We start from the raw sequence: 25,051 nt of genomic DNA on the forward strand, positions 1-25,051 counted from the left end.
GTGTTGTCGATCAGGATGATGCGGCCTGCAAACGCGGCAGGAACGCGGTGCGCACGGCCTCGGACGGGCCTGCCGACGCCGGGTCGAGCAGTCCGAGCCGGGCGAGAGCGGGCCGGACCCCGTCGCCGAAGTGGTACGCCTCTTCGAGATGCGGATAGCCCGACAGGATGAAGTGGTCCAGTCCGAGCGCGGCGTACTCGGCGATGAGTGCGGCCACTTCGTCGTAGGAGCCGACCAGAGCGGTGCCGGCACCACCACGGACGAGTCCGACCCCGGCCCACACGCCGGGGTGGATCTCCAGCGAGTGCGGATCGTTGTGGTCGGCGAAACCGGCTCCACGACCGTGGAGTTCGGACATACGTCGCTGACCCTCGGACTCCGAGCGCGCCAGATTCTGCTGGGCGGTCGCGACCTGCGCCGGATCGAGCGCACCGAGCAGACGGGCCGCCTCGGCCCAGGCCTGCTCCGACGTCTCGCGGGCGATCACGTGAAAACGGATGCCGTGCGAGAGTTCCCGGCCCTGCGCGGCCGCGAGGCCGTTGACCCACGCGATCTTCTCGGCCACCGCGTCCGGACGTTCGCCCCAGGTGAGGTAGGTGTCGGCGTGCTTGGCGGCGACGTCACCGGCGGCCGGCGACGATCCGCCGAAGAAGATCTCCGGCGTCGGATCGGGGCGGCGTCCGAGCTGCGCACCCTCGACGCGCAGGTACTTCCCCACCACGTCGACGGGTTCTTCCTCGGTCCAGAGTCGCCGGATGATCTCCAGGTACTCGTCGCAACGCTCGTACCGCGCGTTCTTCGCCAGGAAGTCGCCGAAGGCGCGCTGTTCACTCGACTCGCCGCCGGTGACGACGTTGACCAGAAGGCGGCCCTGCGAATGCCACTGGAACGTGGCGGCCATCTGGGCGGCCAGCGTCGGCGAGATGAGCCCGGGGCGGAACGCCACCAGGAATTTGAGGCTCTCGGTGGCGTCGATCAGAGCGGCGGTGGTCAGCCAGGCGTCCTCGCACCAGAGACCTGCCGGGGTCAGGACGGCTTCGAAGCCGTTGGCCTCGGCGGCGCCGGCGAGCTGTTTGAGGTAGCGCAGATCGGCCGGCCGGTCCCCTGTCATCTGGCTGCCGTGTCCGCCCGCGATCAGATTGCGCGAGTCGCCGTAGGTGGGCAGGAACCAGTGGAAATGCAGAGACACCGCGAGGGCACCTTTCGGTCGGGTCGGCACGTGACTAGCACGACACCGCCTCGACTCCCGCCTCGAGGCGAGTGGGCCGGCGCGGTGCCTCGGCCCAGTGTCCGGCACCATCGCGTCGACGGACCACAGTTGAAATCGCCCTGAGGGCAAATCGACAACCGCGGGGCCCGGCCGCTAGGCGTCGGCGGATACGACTGTTTCAGCAGTCACAGACCACCGAGTCCAGTGGCGCGGTGAGCGGGTCTTTGGACCTGATGATCCGGCTGTGATCATTCTCGACGGGGTAGCCCTCGCGCGCCCAGTACTCGTAACCGCCGATCATCTCCTTGACCCGGTAACCCAGCTTGGCGAACTCCAGCGCGGCCCGCGTCGAACCATTGCATCCGGGCCCCCAGCAGTACGTCACAACCGGTGTGCTCGTTGCTATCTCGTCGACGGCGCGCGCGGCGATCTGTGACGTCGGCATGTGCACGGCTCCGACGATGCGCCCCTGCGCCCACGCCGCCTCACCTCGTGAGTCGATCAAGACGAAGTTCACACCGCGTTCCTGATCGGCGTGCACGTCGGACGCATCGGTCTCGAAGCCCGCCTCGAAGAATTCGGGGTGATTCAGCGGCTACAGCGCCAGCGTCGACCCCGAGCGGCTCGGGTTCGCGATCCTGGCCTTCCTACGGCTGCGGTATCCCAGCAGCAGGTACGAGCCGTTGCACACCCTGCTCGCGGAGCTACCCGAAGTCATCGAGGCGCATCACGTCACCGGCGACGACTGTTTCATCATGAAGGTCGTCGCCACCGACATGAAGCACCTGGAACGGGTCAGCGGCATGGTCGGAACCCTCGGCAGCGTCACCACCAATGTGGTCTACTCCTCCCCGCTGCCACCTCGCCCGCTACTTCCGCCCGGGTCGGGACTCACCGAGAGCGCCGACAAGCTGTAGGTCGGCAACTACCAGGGCGTCCGATCCCCGCCGCTCAGTCGGTCGACGGGCGCCATTGCCCCATACCGAGGAAGACCATCACGAGTTGTCGCTCGGTGCGCTCGACGATCTCCTGCTCGGCGGAACGTCCGCGATACTCACCGTCGAGCAGATCGGCCACCGCGGTGAGCATGATGATGACGATCAGCTCCGCTGCCAGTTCGAGGTCGTCGGACTGCCACCGTGCCAGGTCCGGGATCCGGGCGAGATCGATCGCGAGTTCCTTGGAGAACAACCGGAGTTCGGTGCCGATCGCGCGACGGATCTCGGCGATGCCGCCCCGTTGCTCGCGCACCAGGAACCGGAATTGCGACTCGTTCTCGCGGACGTGCCGCAGCAGGATGGCCAGCGAGTTCTGCGCGGTGGGCAGGGCGTCACGCGCCGCCAGGTCGCGTCGTCCCTCACGCAGCGCCCGTCGCAGGACGCGCATCGAGTCCTCGACGACGGTGACCCCGAGATCCTCCATCGATGCGAAGTGGCGATAGAAGGCGGTCGGCACGATTCCGGCGCCACGGGCGACCTCACGGAGGCTGATGCTGCCGAAACTGCGCTCGCCGACCAGTGACCGCGTGGTGTCCAGCAACGCCTGTCGCGTCTGGTTCTTGCGGTCCGCACGGGTCTGCGCATCGCGCCGGCTCGGCTCTCGCGTGCGTGTCACGCACCCGAGTCTATGCGTCGGGTCGGCCGACGCGACGCAGAGGCACAGGCGGTGTCGTGACGGCAGTCACATCGGCCAACACTTGACGATCGACTGTCGCGCTGTGTCACACTTGCCGGTGTACACATGTACACCGAAACAGACCGAACGGAGCCCAGCCCATGAGCATCCGCACACCCCAGGACCAGACCCGCGCCGGCACCGGCGCCGAGCCCGGCCGGTGGAGCCGTCTGGTCGGTTCGATCGTGGAGGCAGCGCTGTCGCCGCATCCGGTCGACCGCTACCTCGAGTTGCTCGATCCGATGATCACCTGGCGCGATCTGCGCGGCGAGATCACCCGTGTCGAGCGTCCCACGTCGCGCACCGTCCGCCTCACCATTCGTCCGACCCGTCAGTGGCGAGGCCACGAGGCTGGCCAGTTCGTGCAGCTCAAGGTCGTCATCGACGGAGTCCGGCACACCCGCTGCTTCTCGCCGGCCAACGCCGCCGCGGGCCCGGACGGCGAGATCGAGCTGACCATCACCGCACACGACGACGGCTTCGTGTCCACCCACCTTCGTGAGCACGCCCGCGCCGGGGACGTCGTCGGGCTGTCCGCCGCCGACGGCGAGTTCGTGCTTCCCGACACCGACCCGACGTCGGCGGTCTTCGTCAGCGGCGGCAGCGGGATTACACCTGTACTCTCAATGGCGCGCACACTCGTCGCCCGACGGTACGCGGGACCGATCACGTTCGTGCACTATGCGCGCACCCCGGCCGACGTCGCCTACCGCGACGAGCTGCGTGAGCTCGCGGACAGCCATCCCCGGTTCGACCTGCGCGTGTACCACACGCGCGACGACGGACACTTCAGCGCCGACCACCTCGAGGGGATCCCGGGGTTGTCCGACGCCGACGTGTTCGTCTGCGGCCCCGCCGCCCTCATGGACGAGGTCGCACGGGTCCATGCCGAACTCGCCATCAGCCAGCCGTTGCACAGCGAGGCCTTCGCGCCGGTCATCCCGGCCGTCGACCCGGACTCCGTCGAGGGCGAGGTCACGTTCTCCTCGTCGGGGACGTCGGCGGCCAACGACGGCCGTCCGATCCTGGACCAGGCCGAAACGGCCGGGCTCACGCCCGAATCCGGGTGCCGGATGGGGATCTGCTTCTCCTGCGTCGCGACGAAGAAGTCGGGGTGCACCCGCAACGTCCTCACCGGCGAGATCGACGACGAGTCCGACACCCAGATCCAGCTGTGCATCAGCGCGCCGGTCGGCTCGGTCGACATCGACATCTGATGCCCGCGAGCTGATCCCCCAGATCCACCCTTCCCAGCCACATCTCCTCTCCGAGAAGGAGGCAATGCCATGACCATCGACATCAGCCGTGACGTCGAGACCACCATCGACAACAACCTGCCCGCGCTGCATCGCGTCGGCGCCGACCAGAAGGTCGCGGACGACCCCAACACCGTCGTCATGTCCTACGAGCAGGTCGAGGCGCTCGGGCGAGACCTCGACGCCCTGCGGGCCCGGATCGTCGCCGACCTGGGCCAGAAGGACCGCGACTACCTCTACTCGGTGATCCGCGCCCAGCGCGGTTTCGAGATCGGCGGACGCGCACTCATGTACCTCGGGTTCTTCCCGCCCGCGTGGATCGCCGCGGTAGGCGCCCTCTCGGTATCGAAGATCCTCGACAACATGGAGATCGGCCACAACGTCATGCACGGTCAGTACGACTGGATGCGCGAGGACACCTACAACTCCCGCGAGTTCGAGTGGGACACCGTCTGTCCGGCCGACCAGTGGAAGCACAGCCACAACTACCTGCACCACACCTTCACCAACATCCTGGGTGAGGACCGCGACATTGGTTACGGCATCCTGCGAATGGACCGCGATCAGAAGTGGAACCCCTACTACCTGGGCAACCTCGGCTACGCGACCGCCCTCATGCTGCTCTTCGAGTGGGGCGTCATGCTGCACGACCTCGAAGCCGAGAACGTCATCGCCGGCAAGCGCAAGTGGAGTGACGTCAAAGGCCTGCTGAAAGGCATGTGGCGCAAGGCCGGTCGTCAGGTCCTCAAGGACTACGTCGTCTTCCCCGCGCTCACGGGCCCGCTGTTCGTCCCGACCCTCATCGGTAACGCGACCGCCAACCTGGTGCGCAACGTGTGGACCTACTCGATCATCTTCTGTGGCCACTTCCCCAGCGGTGCACAGACATTCACGTCCGAGGAATGCCAGAACGAGACGCGGGGCCAGTGGTACCTGCGGCAGATGCTCGGTTCGGCCAACATCACCGGCAGCCCGTTGTTCCATGTGATGAGCGGCAACCTCTCGCACCAGATCGAGCACCACCTCTTCCCCGACATCCCGGCCAGTCGCTACCCCGAGATGTCCGCGGAGGTCCGGGAGATCTGCGAACGCTACGGACTGCCGTACAACACCGGCTCGCTGAGCCACCAGCTCGCGTCGACCTGGAAGAAGATCGCGAAGCTGTCGTTGCCCAACTGGATGACGCGCGACGACAACGATCTCACCGTCATCGTCGAGCGCGAGAAGCCCGCCTCGGTCGCCTGACGCCGGTTTGATCGGTGTGCCCCGGGGGTAGGCTCTGGGCACACCGATCAGGCTCCAGCCGCAACCAACTGCAGGGGGATTCCCGAAGCGATGGTCGACAGCATCGAACGCAACAAGGATCTGTTCCAGGAATTGATCGAGTCCACGGCCACCCATGTCGGCCGGATAGCGACCATCATCACCGGAGCCGTTGCGGGCGTGACCCGCGAGATCGGTGAGATCGTGACCGACGGGTTCGAGATGCGCGAGGCCGCCCGCAAGGCCAAAGCCGACGCGCACTCGCGATACGACGCGAGCGGCATCATCGACGCCGAGTTCGCGGACGCATCGTCCGAGGTGGACACCTCGGCCCCGTACGCCGAATCCGAACAGGCCAGAGAGGTGACCGGAGTGGACATGGACGAACTGCCAGACCGCATCGACGTCGGCGAGCAGGCCGGTATCGACCAGGAGGGCGAGGTCTCCCGCGAGGCGGAACTCGCCTCCGACGGCGGCGAGACCGACAAGGACGAACCGGACGTCGACGACCCGCGGGACATCGCCGCGTCCGAGCCGCGAATGGACCCGACCGCAGGGTCCTGACCGGCGCCGATCGATTCACCCTGGGCGCAATCGTTGCCCGATGGGGCCGTCGCACGTACCTTGGTCGGCGATTGTCCCCGCTCTCCGGAGGTTGTTGCCCGATGTCGGTGCGCTCTGTCCTCACGTTCCCGAACCCGGTCAACGACTACGCCGCGCGCAGTACCGCCGGGTTGGTCGTCGTCCTCGCGATCATCGCGGTGTCGGCGAACACGCCCGTGCTCTACGGCATCCTCGCCCTGGGGTTCGCGCTGCGTGTGGCATCGGGACCGACCCTGTCGCCTTTCGGGCAACTCTCGGTGCGCTTCCTCGTGCCGAAGATCATCCGCAAGGAGAAGCTGGTCCCGGGGCCGCCCAAGCGGTTCGCCCAGACCATCGGCCTCGTCGTCAGCGGGACCGCCTTCGTGCTCAGCCTGCTCGGCTACGGGCTCGCCGCCCAAATCGCCACGGGCGTGCTGATCGCCGCCGCTACGCTCGAGGCCGTCTTCGGCTTCTGCCTGGGCTGCACGATCTTCGGATTCCTGCAGCGCCGCGGTGTCATCCCCGAGTCGGTCTGCGAGGCGTGCAACAACATCTCGCTGCGCGATCCGGCTGCCGTCTGATCCGACGCCGCTCAGCCGTCGGACTTCACCGAACGGTCGGGAACGGTCATGGCCACCATCATGATCTCGGTCTCGCTGTAGTCGCGGCCGGGATGTTCGGCGGCGAGGTGGGCCTGGACCGACGGCACGAAGTCGGCTTCGAGGGCCGTGATGGACTCACCGCAGGGGCAACGCAGGTTGTATGCCATGCGACGCATGGTAACTGGATCGAGCATTGCTCAGTCGAGTATTCCCAACGCGATCCCGTCGAGGATGTCGTGTTCGCTCACGACTAGTTCGTCGATACCGGCACTTTCCGACAGCACTCTCGCGAGCTCGAGGGTGATCAGTGATCCGCCGCCGATGACGTCGACGCGCCCGGGGTGCATCGGTCCGAGCGCCGCGCGGTCGGCGCGTGTCATACCGATCAGGTTCCGGCAGACCCGGTCGAGTTCGGGCAGCGAGATCGTCGACAGATGGATCGCGTCCGAGTCGTACTCGGGGAGGCCGGCACCGAGCGCGGCGAGCGTCGTCATCGTGCCGGCGACGCCCACCCAGGTGCGAGCGGACTGAACCGGCACCGCGGCGAACGCCTCGGCGAGACGTGCGCGTGCGAATTCGGTCGCCGCGGCCAGCTCCGCCGGCGTGGGCGGGTCGGACGGCAGAGCACGCTCGGTCAGCCGAACACACCCGATGTCGGCCGAGTACGCCGCGGTCACACCGTCCGCATCGCCCAGGACGACTTCTGTCGAACCGCCGCCGAGGTCGGTGACCACGAAAGGCCCATCCGCCGAATCCAATTCGCCGACTGCCCCGCGGAACGACAGCCGCGCCTCCTCGTCGCCGGTGATGACCTCGGCGATCGCGCCTGCGGACACGCACCCGAGCAGATCGGCGGTCATGGCGAAGAACTCGTCGCGATTCGACGCGTCGCGGGTCGCGGAGGTGGCGACCATCCGCACTCTCTCGACGCCGAGCGCTTCCATCGTGTCGACATAGTCGCTGAGGGCGACCCGCGTCCGCTCGATCGATTCCGCGGCGAACATCCCGGTCGCGTCGACGCCGTAACCCAGTCGGACCACACGCATCTCACGATGGAGATCGACGAGTCGCCCGTCCGGGCCCGGCTTCGCCACGAGCAGGCGGATCGAGTTGGTGCCGCAGTCCACGGCTCCGACGACGGTCACTCGTCGGTCCCCGTATCCGACGGCTCGGGCCAGTCCTCCGGAATCGCGCTGCCGCGCAACCCGTTCGCGGCCGCGAGCGCCACCGCCTCGTCACCGAGAGGATTGAGCCCGGGGCCCTTGGCCAGGGAGTGCGCGATCAGGACGTGCAGGCACTTCACCCGGTCCGGCATACCGCCACCGGTGAAATCGGTGCCGAGGGGTTCGATCGCGTCGCGTTCGGCGAGATAGTCCTCGTGCGCACGGCGGTACGCCGCGGCGAGTTCGGCGTCGTCGTGCAGGCGCGCGGTCATGCCCTTCATGACACCGGCCGACTCCTGGCGGCTCGCCTCGGCGGTCAGACGCGGATCGGTCAGGTAGTACAACGTCGGGAACGGTGTGCCGTCGGGCAGCCGGGGCGCGGTCTTGACGACCGCGGGCTTCCCGTCAGGTGTGCGGTAGCTGATCTCGAGGACCCCGCGCGGTTCGCGTCCGAGCTGGGCGGCCACCGTGGCGAGATCCTCCGCGGAGACACCGTGGCCGGAGGAGGAGCTCACTGCACGCCGGGAGGGGTCGACAGCGTGTCCCAGAGATTTCCGTACCACGGTGCGCGGGCGCGCTCTTCGGCACGTTCGGCGGCCTCGCGCCGTGCCTCGTCGGCGGGGAACAACATCACGAGCGGGATCTCTCCTGGTTTGACGAACTGCAGGCGCGTCCGCGCCTGGGCCTCGATGTAGGCGGGATCGTTCTGCTCGTTGACCTTCTGCTGATAGTCCGCGACCTCGCGTTGCAGCTGCTCGTTCGACGCGGTCAGCTGACGGAATTCCGAACGCTGACTGAAGTACGTCCGCAGCGGCATCGCGAGCGTCAGTGCCACCACGCACACCACCACGACGGTGATGACGAGCGTCGCAAGGCCGGCCGGGGTCATCTCGACACCACGCAGGCGGGCGCCGATGCCGGCGCGGGCCGGACGTCGGCGGGTTCGAGGCACGCGCTCCGGCGCCACCCGACGGACCCCGGAATCCGAGGTGTCGTCGGCGACCGGTGCGTCGAGATCGGCGGGAACCTCGTGCCCGGCCGCCTCGACCGCTTCCTCGGGCGCCGCCGACGACGCAGGACGAGCGTGCCGCCGCGTGCGACGGGCGCGTTCGCGTGAGCGCGCGTCTACCCGACGATCGCGCCCACGCTGACGCCCGTCACCGCGGTGACGTCGCTGCGAAGCCATGCAGACAGCTAATCACGAACCAAACGAGAAACGCGGGAAGGCGAGGTCGCCCGCGTACCGTGCCGCGTCGCCGAGTCCTTCCTCGATCCGCAGCAGCTGGTTGTACTTGGCGACGCGCTCGGAGCGGGCCGGAGCGCCGGTCTTGATCTGTCCACAGCTGCAGGCGACGGCGAGGTCGGCGATGGTGGTGTCCTCGGTCTCACCGGACCGATGACTCATCATCGTCTTGTAGCCGTTGTTGTGCGCGAGTGCGACGGCGTCGAGGGTCTCGGTCAGGGTGCCGATCTGGTTCACCTTCACGAGCAGCGCGTTGGCGATGCCCTTGGAGATCCCCTCCTCGAGACGCTCGGGGTTGGTGACGAACAGGTCGTCACCGACGAGCTGCACCCGGTCGCCGATCGACTCGGTCAGCTTGGCCCAGCCGTCCCAGTCGTCCTCGGACAGACCGTCCTCGATCGAGACGATCGGGAAGTCGCTGATGAGCTTCTCGTAGAACGACACCATCTCGTCGGCGCCGAGTTCCTTGCCCTCGAGCTTGTAGGCACCGTTCGAGAAGAACTCGGTCGCTGCGGCGTCGAGCGCGATGACGACGTCGCGGCCGAAGTTGTAGCCGGCCTTGCCGACCGCCTCACCGATGACCGCGATGGCCGCCTCGGTGTTGGGCAGGTCGGGGGCGAAGCCACCCTCGTCGCCGAGTGCGGTGCTCATGCCCTGCTTGCTCAGGACGCCCTTGAGGGCGTGGTAGACCTCGGCACCGCACCGCAGCGCCTCCTTGAAGGTCGGCGCGCCGACCGGGGCGATCATGAATTCCTGGAAGTCGATGCCGTTGTCGGCGTGCTCGCCACCGTTGATGATGTTCATCATCGGCACCGGCAGGATGTGGGCGTTGGGTCCGCCGATGTAACGGAACAGCGGCAGCCCGGCCGATTCGGCCGCGCCCTTGGCGACCGCGAGCGAGACACCGAGCAGCGCGTTGGCGCCGATACGGCTCTTGTCGGGGGTGCCGTCGCAGTCGAGCAGTGCCTGGTCGACGAGGCGCTGTTCCTCGGCCTCGATCCCGATCACGGCCGGGGCCAGTTCCCCGAGGACACCCTCGACGGCCTTGGTGACGCCCTTGCCCAGGTACCGGTCGCCACCGTCGCGCAGTTCGACGGCCTCGTGTTCGCCGGTCGACGCCCCGGACGGCACGGCGGCCCGGGTGAAGGTGCCGTCATCCAGGACGACCTCGACCTCGACCGTCGGGTTGCCCCGCGAATCGAGAATCTCACGCGCACCTACCTGCTCGATGATTGCCACGGTTGCACCCCAATCTCGGTGGACGAGTTCGTCGGCGTGATCCCAGGAGATGTGTCCTCCGACGGGGCCGCCTACGCCGACGACGGCCGGGTCTGGTGCCGGCCGATAGGCAAGAGCCTAGTGGCTGCGCCGAAGCCGCACGTGACAAGGTCGACGCAAGCGCAGAAGGCCTTCCCGGCAGGGTTCAGAAGCGGACGTTGATCGAGTAGGCGTTGGCGTGATCGCGCACGTCGAGGACGTAGGCCATCGAGTTGTTGTAGGTCCGGACGGCCTTCTCCCACCCTTCCGGCGTCGTCATGTCGTTGCCGGCGGAGACACACAGATAGCGGGCCGCCGAGAGGGCGGCGTCGTCGATGTTGTCGGGGTCGGGGACGCCGTCACCGTTGGCGTCGACGCCGTAGCGCTTCCACGTCTCCGGGATGAACTGGAACGGCCCCATCGCTCGATCGTGGGTGGCGTCGCCGTCGAGTGCGCCGCCGTCGGTGTCGAGGATCTCCATGTTGCCGCGGGTGCCGTCGAGTTTGACGCCCCGGATGGGCGGGTTGACGTCGCCGTTGTCGGCCACGTCGGAGCCGCGGTAGTGGCCGTGTTTGCTCTCGACGCCGGCGATCCCCGCCAGCGTGGTCCAGTTCAGTCCGCACTCGGGGTGTTGCTGGCGCTGGATCTCGGCGGCGTTGCCGTAGGCCTGGAGCGAGACGACCGGGATACCGGTGGACTCCGCGATGGGCACGGCCCAGTCGTGCATCCTGTCCGCGGTACGCCCGGGTGCGTTGATGTCGATGTAGGGCTGGGGCACGCCCGCCCCCGGCGGGATGCCCTCCGGGATGTCCGGCCTGGTCAGCGACGGCAGGTCGATGCAGCCGGCCAGCAGCACCGACGACGCGACCGCCACGGCCGAGGCCATGAGGCCGTTCCTCCACGGGTTCGGCCGCCTCGACTCCCGACGCGCCGCATCCCGGCCCTCCACACGCATTCCTGCCCTACTCCCCTCTCCGGTCCGACGACTTTCGGGCGGACACCGCCCGAGGGGAACCACGATCGCACAGCCGATCGGGTCTCCCGGAAATCGACACACAGTCTGCTGATCCAACTGACCACGGCGGAGTTCGGTTCCCAGCGACGTGTGGACGGGTTGTCGGCCGGATGGATGTCAGCCGGCCGCGGGACCGACGGTCCGGAACCCGATGTTGCTCGCCGTCGACTCCGGCGTGTTGTGCGATCGCGCAGCGACCCGGTAGCGATGACAGTACGAGTCGTGGCAGAGATGGCTGCCGCCCCTCAGGACGCGAGCGCTTCCCCGGCCCGGCCCCAGCGGGTTGCTGCGGTCGGACACGCGGTAGTACCGGGCGCTGAACGTGTCGGCGCACCATTCCCAGACGTTGCCGGCGCACTGGTACAGGCCGAAGCCGTTGGGCTCGAAGTCCCGCACGGGCACGGTGCCGACCCGGGCGGTCGGCGCATCCGGGAACTCGCCGCGAAAGATGTTGCAGCGGGGCTCTTCCGGGGTCGGCTCCGCGTCCCCCCACGGATATCGTCGGCCGCGCAACCCACCCCGCGCCGCGTACTCCCACTGCGCTTCGGTGGGCAGGACACGTCCGGCCCAGGCGCAATAGGCCTGCGCGTCGCGGTGGCTGACGTGGACGACGGGGTGGTCGGCCAGATCGTCGACCCGGCTGCCGGGACCCGCCGGGTGGCGCCACGACGCACCTTCGACCGCGAGCCACCACGGTGTTCCCGGCACGGGTTTGCCCGGCGCGGTGGCGTAGGTGTGGAACACCGCGGAACCGCCGAATCGCTCGGCATCGGTCTGGTGTCCGGTCGCCGCGACGAACGTGGCGAACGCGGCGTTGGTCACCGTCGTCGCGTCGATCGAGTACGCACCGAGCTCGACCTCGTGCACCGGTCGCTCACCGTCGGTGCGGTACCCCTCGTCGAACGCGTCCCCCATGGCGAAGCCCCCGGCCGGGATGTCCACCGTCTCGATCGGGTGCACTCCGGGACCGCCACCGGCGTGCTCGGCCGGCGGGAACGGCGCACCCGGGCCGCCGTGCGCGGGTCCCGGGGGATGACAGCAACTCACCCCGCCATGATGCCGCGATCCATCAGCGCACCGAGGATGAGCGACGCCAGCCGGTCGATGTCCGCGCCGGTGGTGTCGAATCGCAGATCGGGGCTCTCCGGACTCTCGTAGGGCGCATCGATACCGGTCAGCCCGCGGAGTTCGCCGCGACGCGCTCGTTCGTAGAGGCCCTTGGGGTCGCGGCGTTCGCATTCGGTGACCGGCGTGGAGACGTGGACCTCGATGAAGTCGAGGTCGGCGGCGCGGTGCAGTTCACGCGCGATCTCCCGGTCGGAACGCAGCGGCGAGACCATCGACGCGATCGCGATGACCCCGGCGTCGGCGAAGAGTCGGGCCACGTGGCCGACACGGCGGATGTTCTCCGCGCGGTCACCGGCGGAGAAGCCGAGGTCGTCGGAGATCCCGTGCCGGATGTTGTCGCCGTCGAGGAGGTAGGCGACGCGCCCGCGGCTGACGACGGCCCGCTCGAGCGCGACGGCGACGGTGGACTTGCCCGACGCCGGTAGACCGGTGAGCCACACCGTCGCTCCGCGCTGCCGGGTGTGCGCCCATCGTTCCGCACGCGCCAGCGAACTCGGATGCCACTTGATGTCGTTGCGCGTCGCCTTACCCGGGATGACCTCGCGCGGCTCGAGGATCGTCCCCGCGCCGACCGTGTCGTTCGAGGCCTCGTCGATGAGGATGAACGCGCCGGTGTCGCGGTTGCTCGCATAGGGGTCGGCCGGCACCACCGACGACGTCCGCAGCGTGACGGTGCCGATGTCGTTGAGCACGAGCTCACCGGGGGCGACGTGCTCGATGAGGGTGTCCGGGTCGAGGCGCCGCTCGAGGGACTGGACGGTGGCGCGGACCGTCGACGGGCCGTGCTTGAGGGCGACGCGGTCACCGGCCCGCAGCGGCGAGTTCGACAACCAGCACACGTGCGCATCGATCTCGCGGGCCAGGACCGGTACATGCGCTCCGTCCGCACCGCTCACGATGACGTCGCCGCGACCGATGTCGATGTCGTCGGCGACCTGGATTCCCACCGAGAGAGGCGCCACCGCAACGTCTCTCGTGGGATCGAGGGTATCGAGCGCAGTGATGGTCGAGCGGCTTCCCGACGGCAGCACGACGATCTCGTCACCGACGCGCAGTGTTCCGGAGGCGAGCCGGCCGGTGTAGGTGCGCCGGTTCGACTCGCTGGGACGCGACACCCACTGGATTGGAAGGCGCAGTTCCTCGGTCACCGGCGCGGGCGCGTGGAGCTCGACGTCCTCGAGGTACTCCAACAGCGTTGTCCCGGAGTACCACGGGGTGTTCGACGAGCGGTGCACGACGTTGTCCCCGTGCTTGGCGGCCACCGGGATCGCCGGGATCTCCCCGATCCCGAGTTGCACCGCGAGTTCGGCGAGGTCGGCCCGGATCTCGTCGAAACGGTGCTCGGAGTAATCGACGAGGTCGATCTTGTTGACCGCCGCGATCACGTGCGGCACGCCCACGAGAGTTGCGATCCGGGCGTGGCGTCGGGTCTGCCGCAGCAGGCCGTGCCGGGCGTCGACGAGCAGGATCGCCACGTGCGCGTTCGACGCCCCGGTGAACATGTTGCGGGTGTACCGCTCGTGTCCGGGGGTGTCGGCGAGGACGTAACTCCGTGTGGGCGTGGAGAAGAAGCGATAGGCGACATCGATCGTGATGCCCTGTTCGCGTTCGGCGCGCAAGCCGTCGGAGAGGGCGGCCAGGTCGACATCACCGTCGCCGTCGGTGACCGCGGCGAGATGATCGGTCGGCAGACTGCCGGTGTCGTGCAGAATCCGGCCGATGAGCGTGGACTTGCCGTCGTCGACACTGCCCGCGGTCGCGATCCGCAGGAATTGCCTTGCGGACGTGCTTGTTTCGTCACCGGCGGGGACGACCGGCTGTGGCGAGGTGAGAGTCATCAGAAGTATCCTTCGCGCTTGCGGTCTTCCATGGCGGCGCTGGACGTGCGGTCGTCGGCGCGGGTCTCCCCGCGTTCGGAGACGGTGGATTCGCTGATCTCGGCGATGATCTCGGCGATCGTGGTGGCCCGCGAGCGAACCGCCCCGGTGATGGTCAGGTCACCGACGGTGCGGTAGCGCACCCACTCGGTCCGTACCTCCTCACCGTCGCGGGGCCGTGAGTACTCCGAGACCGAGAGCAGGATCCCGTCCCGGTCGAAGACCTCCCGCTCGGCGGCGAAATAGATGGAGGGCAGCTCGAGGCCCTCGAGCTCGATGTAGCGCCAGATGTCGGTCTCGGTCCAGTTCGAGAGCGGGAACACACGCACCGACTCCCCACGACGGATCCGCCCGTTGTACAGCGACCACGGTTCGGGTCGCTGGGCGCGGGGATCCCATTGCCCGAACTCGTCGCGGAAGCTGAAGATGCGCTCCTTGGCGCGGGCACGCTCCTCGTCGCGGCGGGCGCCGCCGAACGCGGCGTCGAATCCGCCCTCCTCCAGCGCATCGAGCAGGGTGCGGGTCTGCAGGCGGTTCCGCGAACCCGACGGGTCGGTGGACTCGGCGACTCGTCCGGAGTCGATGGACTCCTGGACCGAGGCCACGATGAGTTCGATGCCCTCGGGATTCTCGGCGGTCGGCGCGACCCGTCGGTCACGGAATTCGATCACCTCGTCGAAATTGTGGCCGGTGTCGACGTGCATGATCGGGAAGGGCAGGGGCGCGGGCCGAAATGCCTTCTCGGCCAACCGGAGCAGGACGATGGAGTCCTTGCCGCCGGAGAACAGCAGCACCGGCCGCTCCAGTTCCGCCACCACCTCGCGGATGATGTGCACCGCCTCGGCCTCCAGCACCCGGATGGCGGTCACGTGGTCGAAGTCGTCGGCGTCCCCGGGCCGGGCCGGGTCGCCGGTCGCCCGGTCGAGCGAGGTCTCGTCTACAGCGGTCACAGTGGGTATCCGTTTCGTTCGGCGTCTTCTCGATAGCGTCGGGCCCACTCCTTGGACCGTGAATTGGACTGTGGCTTCAGCGGTGGCGGCGGCGCCAGCTCCGGGTCCTGCCCGATCTTCTCCAGCACCAGTGCGGTCGCCTTCGTGGGATCGGTGACCAGGTCCCGGAACCCGATCTCGAGAGGTTCGATCCCCTCGGCGGCGAACCAATTGCGCCACTGTCGTTCCTGGTCGCTCAAGATGCCGGCGAGATGGGCGATACCGCCGGCGTGATACACCGCCTCGTCGTGCTCGTCGGTGTCCGAGCCGTCGTGCCGCCACACGCGGGTCTGCACCGCGCGCCACATCGACACCGCTTGCGGCACAACATCTTCTCGATGGACGTGCACGTAGAGCGGATCGGCTCCGCCGAACAGCCAGCGGACGGCGCCGCGCAACGAACCCGACGCGACCCGGCTGCGCGAGATCAGCAGCGGCGTCTGGTTCCACATGAGCTTGCCGCCCCACACCCCGTTCGGCGTGCGACCCGCCGCCCGCACATCCGAGCGCCAGGTGGCCGAATCGCGGGTGTCCACCACCCCGGGATCGAGTGGCTCCAGGAGCTCGAGGATGGTGGGATCGCTGACACCGGCGAACCATTCACGCGGCTGCGGAGCCGCCGAGGAATCCGAGAAGTACTGGAAGAACTCCTCCGGACGACCCGCAACGCCGGTCGCGGCGAGCGACTCCACCAGCAGCGTGCTGCCGCTGCGCTGGCTGGCACACACCAGATAATTTGCCGGTCCCGACGAGGACTTCGCTGACATGAAAGACGAGTCTAGCGAGCGGGAAAAGCACCGCAAGCTGGCCTTTTACGCGCAGCCGGGTCGAAACCATTGACACCGAGACCGCGCTGTGGGTGTCGTGAGATCGCGTGTCCGAGATGACGCTTTCGTGCCGACGCCCCTCAGCGCTCGCCCGATGTGATGTCCCCGGCCAACTCGCGACGGGCACCCAGCGGACGCCGGGACGGCAATGCCTCCTCCTCGGCCTCGACCTGCGCCGCCTTGGCGTGGAATGCGTCCATGAAGGCCTCCGCCGTCGCCGTGCCGGCCGCTTCATCGGGCAAGTCGTCATGGGTGCGCTCGCGCCAGTCGGCCAACGCCCGCGCGAGCTCGTCCCGGACATGCGCATACGACGGGTCGTCGGCGAGGTTGTTGCGCTCATGCGGATCGGAACGCAGGTCGTAGAGCTCGACCCGCAACCGATCCTGTTGCACCTCTTGCCGATCCAGCGACCGCGCCGACAAACTGTCGGCGATGTCGAGCGGGAGCAACAACGCCGGCCGCGCCGCGTAGTTCTCGATGTAGCTGAAGTCCTTGGTGCGCACGGCCCGGATCGGATCGAAGGCATCGTGGTAGGTCTTTTCGGTGAACACCTCGGTGCGAACGGCCGTGCATTCGGTTCCCACCAGCGCGGGGGCGTGCGAGTCACCGTCGACCGTGTCCGGGATGTCGACACCCACCAGGTCGAGCAGCGTCGGCGTGAGATCAACCCCCGAGAACAGATCGTCGTAGACCGTCGGCGTGATCCCCAGCCGCGACGGCGGGCGCATGATCAATGCGATCCCGGTGCCCTCTGCGTACAGCGTCGATTTCGCCCGTGGGAACGCCAGACCGTGATCGGTGACGAACACGATCCAGGTGGAGTCGTCGAGACCGAGTTCGGCGACGGTGTCGAGGAGCCGGCCCACGGCCGAGTCGGCCTTCGTGATCGAGCCGTGCAGACCCGCCAGATCGTCGCGCACGTCGTCGGTGTCCGGCAGGAACCCGGGCACCGCGATCGTGCTGGTGTCCGCCGGCTTGTACTCGTCGACCGGGTAGGGCCGATGCGTTTCGAAGAAGCCCGCCGTCAGGAAGAACGGCCGATCGTCGTGCGCATGTCGTCGCAACCAGTCCTGAGACCGGTCCACCACGTAGTCGCAGCGCGAGTCGGACACGTCCACCGAGTCGAAACCGAGCCGGCCGGGGTCCGCGCTCTCGTGCTGCATCCCGAAGAGTGCCGAGCGGTAGCCCGCACCCGCGAGGAGAGCCGGCAGGGTCTGCACGTCCGGGAAGTACTCGAACCCGTGGTGGGCCAGGCCGACGAGCCCGTTGCCGTGCGGATAGCGCCCGGTGAACAGGGAACCGCGGGCCGGTGAGCACAGCGGCGCCGTGGCGTGTGCGTCGGCGAACCGGATGCCGGCGGCCGCGAGGTCGTCGAGGACGGGACTCTCGACGCCATCGGCGCCGTAACACCGCAGATGGCGACCGAGATCGTGCCAGTGCACCAGGATCACGTTGTCGCGGCGCGCGGCATCGGGTGAAGAGACCATTCACCCATGATGGCGCAGACGATTCCCCTGCCGGGGCCCACCCGGGGCGGCGGATGCGCTCTCTCCCGCCGCCGCACCGCCTGACCAGATCAAATCAGCGTGAGCGAAAGTCCGGTGGCCGGGGTCACGGCGATCGCGCACCGGATCAGGTACGGAGCAGCCGGACGAGCACGCCGGCGGCGTGGGCGCGCGCGGCCCGGTCCGCTTCGTCGGCGTCACCGACCTCCAGTGCCGCGACTATCCGGCGGTGCTCGGTCACGGCGTGCCGACGGTTGTCCTCGTGCGACCACATGTCGGATCGGTAGAGATGTGACTGGGTGTCGAGCTTCAGCAGTGCGTCGCACAGCGGGGCGTTTCCCGACAGCGACCGGACCGCGGTGTGGAAGTCGAGATCGAGTTCGGCGTCGCGTCGGTGATCGGGCTCGGTCTCCAGCAGACGTTCCTGCTCACGAACCCGATCCCAGAGCCCGGTCAGCTCGGCACGGGTCACCCGGATGGTGGCCTGGCGCGCGGCGAGTCCGTCGAGGACCTCGCGGACCTCGAAGACGTGCCGCAGCATCTCGTCGTCGAGGACAGCCACCTTCGCACCGACACGAGGCGTGTAGACCGCCAGCCCGTCCATGACGAGTTGTTGGACCGCCTCGCGCACCGGGCTGCGGGACACGTCCAGTCGGGCGGCCAGACCGGGAACCGAGAGCGACGCACCGGGTTCGAGCGTGCCGTCGAAGATCTCGTCGCGTATCCGGCGCAGGACCGACTGCATGAGCAGCGCGCCGTCGTCTCCGTTTCCCGTCATGATCGTCCCAGCGTAGAAGGCCGATGCCCCGACCTCATCCCGCGGCCATCACGCGCTGCGCCTCGCGCTCGGCGCCGACGGGTGCGATTCCGCTCTTCATCCCGGCGAGCTTCGCATCGATGTTCTCGGCGACGGTGATCGGCGGATATCCCGGGTGGTCGGTACGCGCGCACCCGGGCAGCGTCTCGATGACGGCATCGGCGTTGCCGTCGAAGAAGAACGCTGCCGATCGACGACGCAGGATCCGGCCGTCGACGACGGGCGGGTCGACGCGGTGGACAGTCGATCGCCACCGGTCGTTCGTCCACCGCGCCATGGCGTCGCCGAGGTTGACCAGCAGCGCGCCGTCGGCGGGTGCCACGTCGTGCCACCGCCCCTCGTGATCGAGCACCTGGAGCCCGGGCACCTGGTCGGCCCAGAGCACGGTGAGGATGCCGAAGTCGGTGTGCGCACCCATCCCGGTCAGCTCCCCGGCGAGTTCGATCTCGCCTTCGGGGAGGGTGTAGTTGTTGAGCTTCAGCGCGTCGATGGAGTGATCGGTCATCCCGTCGAAGTACCCGGGCGGCAGACCGAGCGCATCGGTGAAGGCGGTGAGCAGAACTCGTGAGAGGCCCCGCGCCGCGTCGAACCAGGATTCGACGGCCGGGCGGAATCCCGGCGCCGCGTCCGGCCACGTGTTCGTCGGGTAGCTGGACGCCGGCAGGTCGAGGCCCGGGAACCAGGAACCCTCCGAGCCGACGGTGAACGCCTCGTAGAAGTCGTTCATCTGATTCGCCGCGGCCACACCCAGACTCATGCTCAGCGACTCACTTTTCGGCGGGCTGTAGCCACGATTCTGCCCCGGGCGGGCGTATTGCTTCTTCACCTCGAGGGGCAGCGCGTAGAACTCGTCGAGCGCCGCGGTCAGGGCATCGATGACGGCCGGTGCGATGCCGTGACCGACGATCTGGACGAAACCGACTGCGCTGCAGGCGTCGTCGAGGGCGCGCGCCACGCCGTCGCGGGCCGCGGCCGAGCTCTCCGGGTCGAGGTAGGGCGAGATGTCGATGGTGGGAACGGTGAACATGAATCCTCCGGATGGGTTCGGGTCGAGGTGGTTGCGAGCGCGGAGATGGCCTCAGCGACGACGGTTCACGGCTGCGTTGAGAATGCTGAAGGCGCCGAAGACGAGGATGCCGAACACCGAGGCCAGGACGATCGCCGCGATGAGGTCGTCGGACTGCAGGCGAGCCCGGTAGATGTCGAGCAGGGTCCCGATACCGGGTTCGCCCTTGGCGAAGAACATGTCACCGATGATGGCGCCCACCACGACCAGCCCCGAGGCCGTCCGGAAGCCGGTCATCATCGACGGGAGCGCCGACGGGAACTCGAGCATCAGCAGGCGTTGCACCGGTGAGGCCTTCGACAGGGTGAACAGCTCCTGTGAGGACTTGTCGACCGAGACGAGCCCGAAATGCGTGTTGGCGATGATGGGGAAGATCGCGATGATCACGCACACGATCGTGCGGGCGACCATCCCGTAGCCGAACCAGAGTCCGATCAGCGGAACGATCGCGAGCACCGGGATCACCTGCAGCACAACGGCCCAGGGGTAGATCGCACGTTCGAGGAAGGACCCCCGGCTCATCAGGACGCCGATGGCGACCCCGATCAGCGCGGCGAAGGCGAAACCCACGAGACAGACCTTCGCGGTGACCCACAGGGCGTCGAGCATGGGGCCGACGCTGTCCGGGTCCAGCAGCGACTCGGTCAGCACGCTGTGTGGCGGCGGGAGCAGGAAACGCCGTTCCGGAGTGAGGATGAGATAGCTGACCGCGTACCAGGCGGCGATTCCCACGGCGAGGGAGAGGACCGGGGGTGCTCCGTACCTCAGCACGGCTGCCGTGACACGGCGGGCGCCACTCTTCCGCGACGACCGTTCGCCGCGTGAGGGTTCGGGCTGCGGCGCGGAGACCGGTCCGTGGTGCTCGCCGGCGGCGGGACGAGATCGGGCGGCGGTGGTCATCGTGCACCTCGGAGGGTCTCGGAGATCTCGGCGACGTGGTCGGTGAAACGGCTGTCGTAGCGCAGATCCGGGTGGCGTGGGTGAGCGAAGTCGATGCCGATGTCGGCGACGATCCGCCCGGGGCGTGCGGACATCACGATCACCCGGTTGGCGAGGAAGACCGCTTCGGACACCGAATGCGTGATGAACATCGCGGTGAACCGGCGTTCGGCGTAGAGCCGTTGCAGCTCGGATTGCATGTCGAGCCGGGTCATCTCGTCGAGAGCGCCGAAAGGCTCGTCGAGGAGCAACAATTCGGGCTCGGAGGTCAACGCGCGGGCCAGCGAGGCACGCATCTTCATGCCACCGGACAGCATGCGCGGCAATTGCGACTCGAACCCGGTGAGACCGACCGCGTCGATGGCGGCCTGCGCCCGGCGTCGTCGTTCACCCCGCGGCAGCCGGGCGATCTCGGCGCAGAGTTCGACATTGCCCCGCACACTGCGCCAGGCGAGGAGGGTCGGTTCCTGGAAGATGAACCCGACCGACTCCGTGGACAGTGCCACGCTTCCCTCCGTGGGCTTCTCGAGACCGGCGGCCATCCGGAGCAGGGTCGACTTACCACAACCCGACGGTCCGACGACGGCCATGAAGTCGCCGGCGCGCACGTCGAGGTCCACCCGGTCCAGCGCCTGGGTCCCGGACTCGAATCGCTTCGTCACCCCGGAGACGGACGCGACCACATCTTTGGTGAGATGACGCGCATCCACATCCCTCACCGTGTCGTAGAGTTCCATCCGGCCTTCCCCTGTGCTGTCTACATGTAACTGTTGCACTCTTACTGCAACTAGATGATTGGTTACATGTATTTCAGGTTGATGACCGCGTGTAAACACTGCGTCACCAGCCGCGGCGGACCGGGCCCCTCACATCGCGCATTTCGACCCGTAAGTCCAGTTCAATGCACATCTACGGCCGAATTCGACACGTTCGAGACACCACCGTTCTCGGCTGGCGCAATCCTGAACGTCCACCTAGCTTTCACATGTAGATCGCGAATGTGTCGCGAATGAACGGCATCAGTCCAGGAGATCCCATGACCCCTCACCCACCGTCCCGCCTCCGCACGTCGCGTCTGGCCGTGGCCGCCACGGCGGCGACGATCTGCGCAGCGGTTCTCGCCGGCTGCTCGAGTTCCGGGTCCGACGACACCGCGTCGTCGAGCCTCCCCTCGGCGCCGGCCGAATCCACCCTCGCCGGAACCTGCCCCGACAACGTGGTGGTTCAACTGCAGTGGCAACCGCAGTCGGACATGGCCGGGGTCATCGGACTTCTCGGACCCGGGTACACCGTCGACACCGACAACAAGTCGGTCTCCGGGCCGCTCGTCTTCGACGGCATGGACACCGGCGTCGACATCACGCTGCGCGCCGGCGGCCCGGCCATCGGATTCCAGTCGGTGCCCTCGGCCATGTACTCCGACGACTCCATCCACCTCGGTCTCGTCCACGGCGACCAGATGATCTCCGCCGCCAAGGACCAACGCGTGGTCGGTGTGACGCCCCTGCTGCAGTACAACCCCTCGATCATCATGTGGGACCCCGCAACCCACCCGGACGTGAAGACGATCGCCGACATCGGCCGATCCGACGCCAGCGTGGTGGTGTCGAAGGATCAGATCTTCCCGCAGTGGCTGGTCGCGAAGGGGCTGCTGCAGCAGGATCAGCTCGACACCAGTTACGACGGCGCCCCGGCACGTTTCGTCGGCGACCCGTCGATCACCCAGCAGGGGTTCGCCAACTCCGAGCCCTACACCTACGAGAACGAGACCCCGTCGTGGAACAAGCCGGTCGCCTACGCGATGGTCAAGGACGCCGGGTACGACGTCTACGCGTCGAACGTCTCGGTCCGCGCCGGTGACGTCGATGAGATGTCGCCGTGTCTGGAGAAGCTGGTCCCGATGATCCAGCAGACCGGTAAGGACTACGTGGCCTCGCCCGACGCGGTCAACGCCACCATCGTCGACTGGGTGTCCCAGGACGTCTCCTTCACCCCGTATTCAGCCGGCGAGGCGGCGTACTCGGCGGGCTTGCTGAAGGATCGCGCGGTCATCGCCCCGGGCGCGGACGGTGTCTACGGCAGCTACGACATGGTGAAGGCGCAGAACGTGATCAACGACCTCGTGCCGATCCTGAACGGCGGAGGCGCCGACCTGCCGGCCGCATTGCCCGCCGACCAGCTGTTCACGACCCAGTTCATCGATGAACAGATCCGCTGACCCGACGCCCACGTCTTCCCCGACCACAGAGAGACACACGATGACCGAGACCACCACACCCCCATCGCCGGCCGCCTCGGCCGGCCTGGCCGAGCTCGACCGGGAACGCCGGATGGGCGGGCTGGGAACCGAGACCACCGACCGCGAGATCCGCCGGATCAGTCTGGCCGATCTGGACAACCGCCGCGACGAGATCGCCGACCAACTCTGGTCGGCCGCAACCGACATCGGCTTCTTCCAGGTGATCGACCACGGCATCGACCTGGCCGCGGTGGACCACGCGTTCGAGATGTCCGCCCGGTTCTTCGCGCTCCCCCGTTCGATCAAGGAGCAGTATCCGCTCAAGAAGGGCCAGAACGCGGGCTGGGAGTACCGCACCCAGGTACGCCCGTCGATCGGCACACCGGACCAGAAGGAGTCCTACCAGTTCACCCGGCCCCGCATGGACGGACTGTGGCCGAGTGAGCGCGAGCTCGCCGGATTCCGCTCCACCATCGAGGATTTCGAGCACCGGTGCTGGTCGGTGGCCATGACCCTGCTCAGCTGTTTCGCCCAGCGTCTGGGTCTCGACCGCGACTTCTTCACCCGGGCGCACGACCCGACGGCGGACACCTACCAGAGCACCCTGCGGCTGCTGCACTACTACGCGTTCCCCGACGAACTGATCGACTCCGAGAACAGTTGGCGCGCCGGCGCACACACCGACTTCGACGCACTGACCCTGCTGTTCCAGCGGTCCGGTCAGGGAGGCCTGCAGGTGCTACCGGGAGCCGAGGCCGACGGTCAGGCCTGGACGTCGGTCGAGCCGTCCGACGACGCCATCACCTGCAACATCGGCGACATGCTGATGCGCTGGTCCGACGACCGACTGCCGTCGAACTTCCATCGGGTCCGGGCTCCCCGACGGGGCGAGTACACCGGTCCGCGCTACACGCTCGCGTTTTTCGCCCAGGCGAACTCCGACGTGCTGATCGAGAGCGCGGGCGGCACCTACCCGCCGATCACCGCCGCCGACTACCTCGCCCAGCGCATCGCCGCGAACTTCGCGAAGTGACCGACACATCATTGCCCGGGGCCGCCGTCACCGCGGCGGCCCCGGCCTTTCGCGACGTCACCGTCTACACGGCCGGGCAGTGGAAAGCCCATCACGACGTCCATGTCGTCGACGGGATCGTCACCGCGATCGCACCCACCGCCCGTCCGGGCGGTGGAACCGGTAACGGTTACGTCATCCCCGGGTTCGTCAACACCCACACGCACCTCCAGCAGTCGCTCATGCGGGGAATCGCCGAATGCACACCGTTGCTCGAATGGTTGCTGGCCGTGGGCGAGGAATCGGTGGCGATCACACCCGAGCGGGCCTACCTCGCCGCCGTCTCGGCCTGCCTCGAACTGTTGCGATCGGGCACGACGACCGTGGTCGAACACATGTGGCCGCACCCGTCGCACGAGATCCATGACGCCGTCGTGCGGGCACTGCGCGACACCGGAATCCGGGCGATCCTCGGCCGCGGGGTCGCCGACCGCACCGACCCGAGCCGCAAGTGGGGGTTCGAACCGCGGCTGATGCAACCCCTCGGCGAAGTCCTCGACCACGTCGACCATCTCCGCAACGAGGTTGCCGGGTCAGCGATCTCGATGGCCCTGGCGGTACCCAATCCGCGCTCGGTCACCGACGCCGGGATGCGGACGATCCGCGACTTCGCGCAGGAACGTGGACTGCCGGTCTCCATCCACCTGCTCGAGACCGGCACCGACGAGCAGATGTGCCGGCAGCACACCGGCTTCGGGGCCGTCGACCACCTCGACCGCAACGGCTTCCTGTGGGACCGCGTGCTCGCCGTCCACTGCGTCGAGCTCGACGACGCCGGCCAGCGCACCCTCGCCGCCCGGAAGGTGGCGGTGTCGCACAATCCATTGTCGAACATGCGTCTCGGCAGCGGGGTGGCCCCGATCCCGGCGATGCTGGAGCGCGGCCTGGCGGTCGGGCTGGGCGTGGACGGCGCCGCCAGCAACGACACCCAGGACATGCTGGCGACGCTGCGCATCGCCGCTTACCTGCAACGTGCCGTCCACCGGCGTGCGGACCTGCTCGGGTTCCCCCAGATGCTCGACATCGCCTGCGGCGGCGCCAACTCCGCGCTCGGTCTGTCGCCGGTGACCGGCGGCGTGACGGTCGGGTCGCCCGCGGACCTCACCCTGGTGCGGTTCGATCGCGACTACGCCACCCTCCCCGTCCGGGATCCCGGCGCGTCGCTGCTCACCACCGGATCACGGTCCATCGTCGACACGGTGATGGTGGGTGGCGAGATCGTCGTCGCGGACGGACGCCACACGCGAATCGACGAAGGGGGGTTCACGAAACAGCTGGCCGCACTGTCCGTCTGAGCCTCGATCCGGTTCATCTCCCCACACCCCGC

The 25,051-nt window shown here is 68.0% G+C and carries 26 protein-coding genes; 8 read left to right on the top strand and 18 right to left on the bottom strand.

Features of this window, described 5'->3' with window-relative positions; genetic code table 11:
- Nucleotides 1-10: 10 nt before the first annotated feature.
- Together Q9R39_RS19020 and Q9R39_RS19025 are read right to left on the bottom strand one after the other, a co-directional pair.
- Entirely contained in the window at nucleotides 11-1,189 is a 1,179-nt protein-coding gene (locus tag Q9R39_RS19020) for an LLM class flavin-dependent oxidoreductase (protein WP_058250898.1), read from the bottom strand.
- A gap of 199 nt (nucleotides 1,190-1,388) precedes the next feature.
- A complete protein-coding gene (locus tag Q9R39_RS19025) occupies nucleotides 1,389-1,751 on the bottom strand; it encodes a rhodanese-like domain-containing protein (RefSeq protein WP_269434027.1) in 363 nt (120 codons plus the stop codon).
- 142 nt (nucleotides 1,752-1,893) lie between these two features.
- Here Q9R39_RS19025 and Q9R39_RS19030 point away from each other — a divergent pair, with 142 nt between their 5' ends.
- Entirely contained in the window at nucleotides 1,894-2,127 is a 234-nt protein-coding gene (locus tag Q9R39_RS19030) for an Lrp/AsnC ligand binding domain-containing protein (protein ID WP_396275692.1), read from the top strand.
- 34 nt (nucleotides 2,128-2,161) lie between these two features.
- On the opposite strand, the gene Q9R39_RS19035 is transcribed toward Q9R39_RS19030, so the two are convergent.
- On the bottom strand, nucleotides 2,162-2,824 hold the full coding sequence (locus Q9R39_RS19035; protein WP_068970639.1) for a TetR family transcriptional regulator: 663 nt from the start codon (nucleotides 2,822-2,824) through the stop codon (nucleotides 2,162-2,164).
- 161 nt (nucleotides 2,825-2,985) lie between these two features.
- Between Q9R39_RS19035 and Q9R39_RS19040 the strand changes: the two genes are divergently transcribed.
- The 4 genes from Q9R39_RS19040 (at nucleotide 2,986) to Q9R39_RS19055 (ending at nucleotide 6,566) form a co-directional block, all read left to right on the top strand.
- A complete protein-coding gene (locus tag Q9R39_RS19040) occupies nucleotides 2,986-4,101 on the top strand; it encodes a ferredoxin reductase (RefSeq protein WP_068970640.1) in 1,116 nt (371 codons plus the stop codon).
- A gap of 69 nt (nucleotides 4,102-4,170) precedes the next feature.
- Nucleotides 4,171-5,385 (top strand): acyl-CoA desaturase, encoded by a 1,215-nt coding sequence (locus tag Q9R39_RS19045; RefSeq protein WP_311277980.1) that lies wholly within the window; start codon nucleotides 4,171-4,173, stop codon nucleotides 5,383-5,385.
- Between the two features lie 90 nt (nucleotides 5,386-5,475).
- Nucleotides 5,476-5,967, top strand: coding sequence for a hypothetical protein (locus Q9R39_RS19050; RefSeq protein ID WP_058250802.1), 492 nt, complete (start codon nucleotides 5,476-5,478; stop codon nucleotides 5,965-5,967).
- A gap of 101 nt (nucleotides 5,968-6,068) precedes the next feature.
- Complete coding sequence (locus Q9R39_RS19055; RefSeq protein ID WP_058250803.1) at nucleotides 6,069-6,566, top strand: DUF4395 domain-containing protein; 498 nt, start codon at nucleotides 6,069-6,071, stop codon at nucleotides 6,564-6,566.
- 11 nt (nucleotides 6,567-6,577) lie between these two features.
- Here Q9R39_RS19055 and Q9R39_RS19060 read toward each other — a convergent pair whose 3' ends face one another.
- The 15 genes from Q9R39_RS19060 to Q9R39_RS19130 form a co-directional block, all read right to left on the bottom strand.
- Nucleotides 6,578-6,754: a hypothetical protein gene (locus Q9R39_RS19060; RefSeq protein WP_175404283.1), complete on the bottom strand. Its 177-nt coding sequence runs from the start codon at nucleotides 6,752-6,754 to the stop codon at nucleotides 6,578-6,580.
- Between the two features lie 30 nt (nucleotides 6,755-6,784).
- On the bottom strand, nucleotides 6,785-7,732 hold the full coding sequence (locus Q9R39_RS19065; RefSeq protein ID WP_159370423.1) for a Ppx/GppA phosphatase family protein: 948 nt from the start codon (nucleotides 7,730-7,732) through the stop codon (nucleotides 6,785-6,787).
- Nucleotides 7,729-8,265: a DUF501 domain-containing protein gene (locus Q9R39_RS19070; RefSeq protein ID WP_058250805.1), complete on the bottom strand. Its 537-nt coding sequence runs from the start codon at nucleotides 8,263-8,265 to the stop codon at nucleotides 7,729-7,731. Before Q9R39_RS19070 ends, Q9R39_RS19065 begins: the two co-directional genes overlap by 4 nt.
- Nucleotides 8,262-8,936, bottom strand: a complete 675-nt coding sequence (locus Q9R39_RS19075; protein ID WP_058250806.1) for a septum formation initiator family protein — start codon at nucleotides 8,934-8,936, stop codon at nucleotides 8,262-8,264. Before Q9R39_RS19075 ends, Q9R39_RS19070 begins: the two co-directional genes overlap by 4 nt.
- 12 nt (nucleotides 8,937-8,948) lie before the next feature.
- The gene (gene eno, locus Q9R39_RS19080) at nucleotides 8,949-10,232 is read right to left on the bottom strand and encodes a phosphopyruvate hydratase (protein WP_058250807.1); all 1,284 of its coding nucleotides are present in this window, start codon (nucleotides 10,230-10,232) and stop codon (nucleotides 8,949-8,951) included.
- A gap of 184 nt (nucleotides 10,233-10,416) precedes the next feature.
- Complete coding sequence (locus Q9R39_RS19085) at nucleotides 10,417-11,205, bottom strand: lytic transglycosylase domain-containing protein (RefSeq protein ID WP_058250808.1); 789 nt, start codon at nucleotides 11,203-11,205, stop codon at nucleotides 10,417-10,419.
- A 177-nt stretch (nucleotides 11,206-11,382) separates the two neighbouring features.
- Complete coding sequence (locus Q9R39_RS19090; RefSeq protein WP_388028858.1) at nucleotides 11,383-12,312, bottom strand: formylglycine-generating enzyme family protein; 930 nt, start codon at nucleotides 12,310-12,312, stop codon at nucleotides 11,383-11,385.
- On the bottom strand, nucleotides 12,309-14,231 hold the full coding sequence (gene cysC / locus Q9R39_RS19095) for an adenylyl-sulfate kinase (RefSeq protein ID WP_311277981.1): 1,923 nt from the start codon (nucleotides 14,229-14,231) through the stop codon (nucleotides 12,309-12,311). Before cysC ends, Q9R39_RS19090 begins: the two co-directional genes overlap by 4 nt.
- Nucleotides 14,231-15,220: a sulfate adenylyltransferase subunit CysD gene (gene cysD / locus Q9R39_RS19100; RefSeq protein WP_396275694.1), complete on the bottom strand. Its 990-nt coding sequence runs from the start codon at nucleotides 15,218-15,220 to the stop codon at nucleotides 14,231-14,233. The genes cysC and cysD overlap by 1 nt, the downstream gene beginning before the upstream one ends.
- Nucleotides 15,217-16,026 (bottom strand): trehalose 2-sulfotransferase, encoded by an 810-nt coding sequence (locus Q9R39_RS19105; protein ID WP_265965527.1) that lies wholly within the window; start codon nucleotides 16,024-16,026, stop codon nucleotides 15,217-15,219. Before Q9R39_RS19105 ends, cysD begins: the two co-directional genes overlap by 4 nt.
- 140 nt (nucleotides 16,027-16,166) lie before the next feature.
- Nucleotides 16,167-17,573: a sulfatase gene (locus tag Q9R39_RS19110; RefSeq protein WP_058250811.1), complete on the bottom strand. Its 1,407-nt coding sequence runs from the start codon at nucleotides 17,571-17,573 to the stop codon at nucleotides 16,167-16,169.
- A gap of 145 nt (nucleotides 17,574-17,718) precedes the next feature.
- A complete protein-coding gene (locus Q9R39_RS19115; protein WP_058250812.1) occupies nucleotides 17,719-18,369 on the bottom strand; it encodes a GntR family transcriptional regulator in 651 nt (216 codons plus the stop codon).
- 34 nt (nucleotides 18,370-18,403) lie between these two features.
- Nucleotides 18,404-19,435 (bottom strand): isopenicillin N synthase family oxygenase, encoded by a 1,032-nt coding sequence (locus tag Q9R39_RS19120; RefSeq protein WP_058250813.1) that lies wholly within the window; start codon nucleotides 19,433-19,435, stop codon nucleotides 18,404-18,406.
- 51 nt (nucleotides 19,436-19,486) lie between these two features.
- A complete protein-coding gene (locus Q9R39_RS19125) occupies nucleotides 19,487-20,374 on the bottom strand; it encodes an ABC transporter permease (RefSeq protein ID WP_078112125.1) in 888 nt (295 codons plus the stop codon).
- Entirely contained in the window at nucleotides 20,371-21,150 is a 780-nt protein-coding gene (locus Q9R39_RS19130; protein WP_058250814.1) for an ABC transporter ATP-binding protein, read from the bottom strand. Before Q9R39_RS19130 ends, Q9R39_RS19125 begins: the two co-directional genes overlap by 4 nt.
- A 299-nt stretch (nucleotides 21,151-21,449) precedes the next feature.
- On the opposite strand from Q9R39_RS19130, the gene Q9R39_RS19135 reads away from it, so the two are divergent.
- Genes Q9R39_RS19135 through Q9R39_RS19145 form a run of 3 tightly spaced genes read left to right on the top strand, consistent with a single transcriptional unit; the run spans nucleotide 21,450 to nucleotide 25,019 of the window.
- Nucleotides 21,450-22,631: a hypothetical protein gene (locus Q9R39_RS19135; RefSeq protein ID WP_058250815.1), complete on the top strand. Its 1,182-nt coding sequence runs from the start codon at nucleotides 21,450-21,452 to the stop codon at nucleotides 22,629-22,631.
- Between the two features lie 40 nt (nucleotides 22,632-22,671).
- Entirely contained in the window at nucleotides 22,672-23,685 is a 1,014-nt protein-coding gene (locus tag Q9R39_RS19140; protein ID WP_058250816.1) for an isopenicillin N synthase family oxygenase, read from the top strand.
- Nucleotides 23,682-25,019, top strand: a complete 1,338-nt coding sequence (locus Q9R39_RS19145) for an amidohydrolase family protein (RefSeq protein ID WP_058250817.1) — start codon at nucleotides 23,682-23,684, stop codon at nucleotides 25,017-25,019. The genes Q9R39_RS19140 and Q9R39_RS19145 overlap by 4 nt, the downstream gene beginning before the upstream one ends.
- The last annotated feature ends 32 nt before the right edge of the window (nucleotides 25,020-25,051 follow it).

Source organism: Gordonia sp. AC31 (assembly GCF_031844505.1).
Taxonomy (GTDB): Bacteria; Actinomycetota; Actinomycetes; order Mycobacteriales; family Mycobacteriaceae; genus Gordonia; species Gordonia hongkongensis.

Coding starts and splice junctions, on each gene's coding strand:
- Q9R39_RS19075 (WP_058250806.1), bottom strand. CDS start 8,936: ATGGCTTCGCAGCGACGTCACCGCGGTGACGGGCGTCAGCGTGGGCGC.
- Q9R39_RS19105 (WP_265965527.1), bottom strand. CDS start 16,026: ATGTCAGCGAAGTCCTCGTCGGGACCGGCAAATTATCTGGTGTGTGCC.
- Q9R39_RS19140 (WP_058250816.1), top strand. CDS start 22,672: ATGACCGAGACCACCACACCCCCATCGCCGGCCGCCTCGGCCGGCCTG.
- Q9R39_RS19125 (WP_078112125.1), bottom strand. CDS start 20,374: ATGACCACCGCCGCCCGATCTCGTCCCGCCGCCGGCGAGCACCACGGA.
- Q9R39_RS19060 (WP_175404283.1), bottom strand. CDS start 6,754: ATGGCATACAACCTGCGTTGCCCCTGCGGTGAGTCCATCACGGCCCTC.
- Q9R39_RS19055 (WP_058250803.1), top strand. CDS start 6,069: ATGTCGGTGCGCTCTGTCCTCACGTTCCCGAACCCGGTCAACGACTAC.
- Q9R39_RS19135 (WP_058250815.1), top strand. CDS start 21,450: ATGACCCCTCACCCACCGTCCCGCCTCCGCACGTCGCGTCTGGCCGTG.
- Q9R39_RS19130 (WP_058250814.1), bottom strand. CDS start 21,150: ATGGAACTCTACGACACGGTGAGGGATGTGGATGCGCGTCATCTCACC.
- cysC (WP_311277981.1), bottom strand. CDS start 14,231: ATGACTCTCACCTCGCCACAGCCGGTCGTCCCCGCCGGTGACGAAACA.
- Q9R39_RS19120 (WP_058250813.1), bottom strand. CDS start 19,435: ATGTTCACCGTTCCCACCATCGACATCTCGCCCTACCTCGACCCGGAG.
- Q9R39_RS19050 (WP_058250802.1), top strand. CDS start 5,476: ATGGTCGACAGCATCGAACGCAACAAGGATCTGTTCCAGGAATTGATC.
- Q9R39_RS19045 (WP_311277980.1), top strand. CDS start 4,171: ATGACCATCGACATCAGCCGTGACGTCGAGACCACCATCGACAACAAC.
- Q9R39_RS19110 (WP_058250811.1), bottom strand. CDS start 17,573: ATGGTCTCTTCACCCGATGCCGCGCGCCGCGACAACGTGATCCTGGTG.
- Q9R39_RS19085 (WP_058250808.1), bottom strand. CDS start 11,205: ATGCGTGTGGAGGGCCGGGATGCGGCGCGTCGGGAGTCGAGGCGGCCG.
- Q9R39_RS19115 (WP_058250812.1), bottom strand. CDS start 18,369: ATGACGGGAAACGGAGACGACGGCGCGCTGCTCATGCAGTCGGTCCTG.
- Q9R39_RS19040 (WP_068970640.1), top strand. CDS start 2,986: ATGAGCATCCGCACACCCCAGGACCAGACCCGCGCCGGCACCGGCGCC.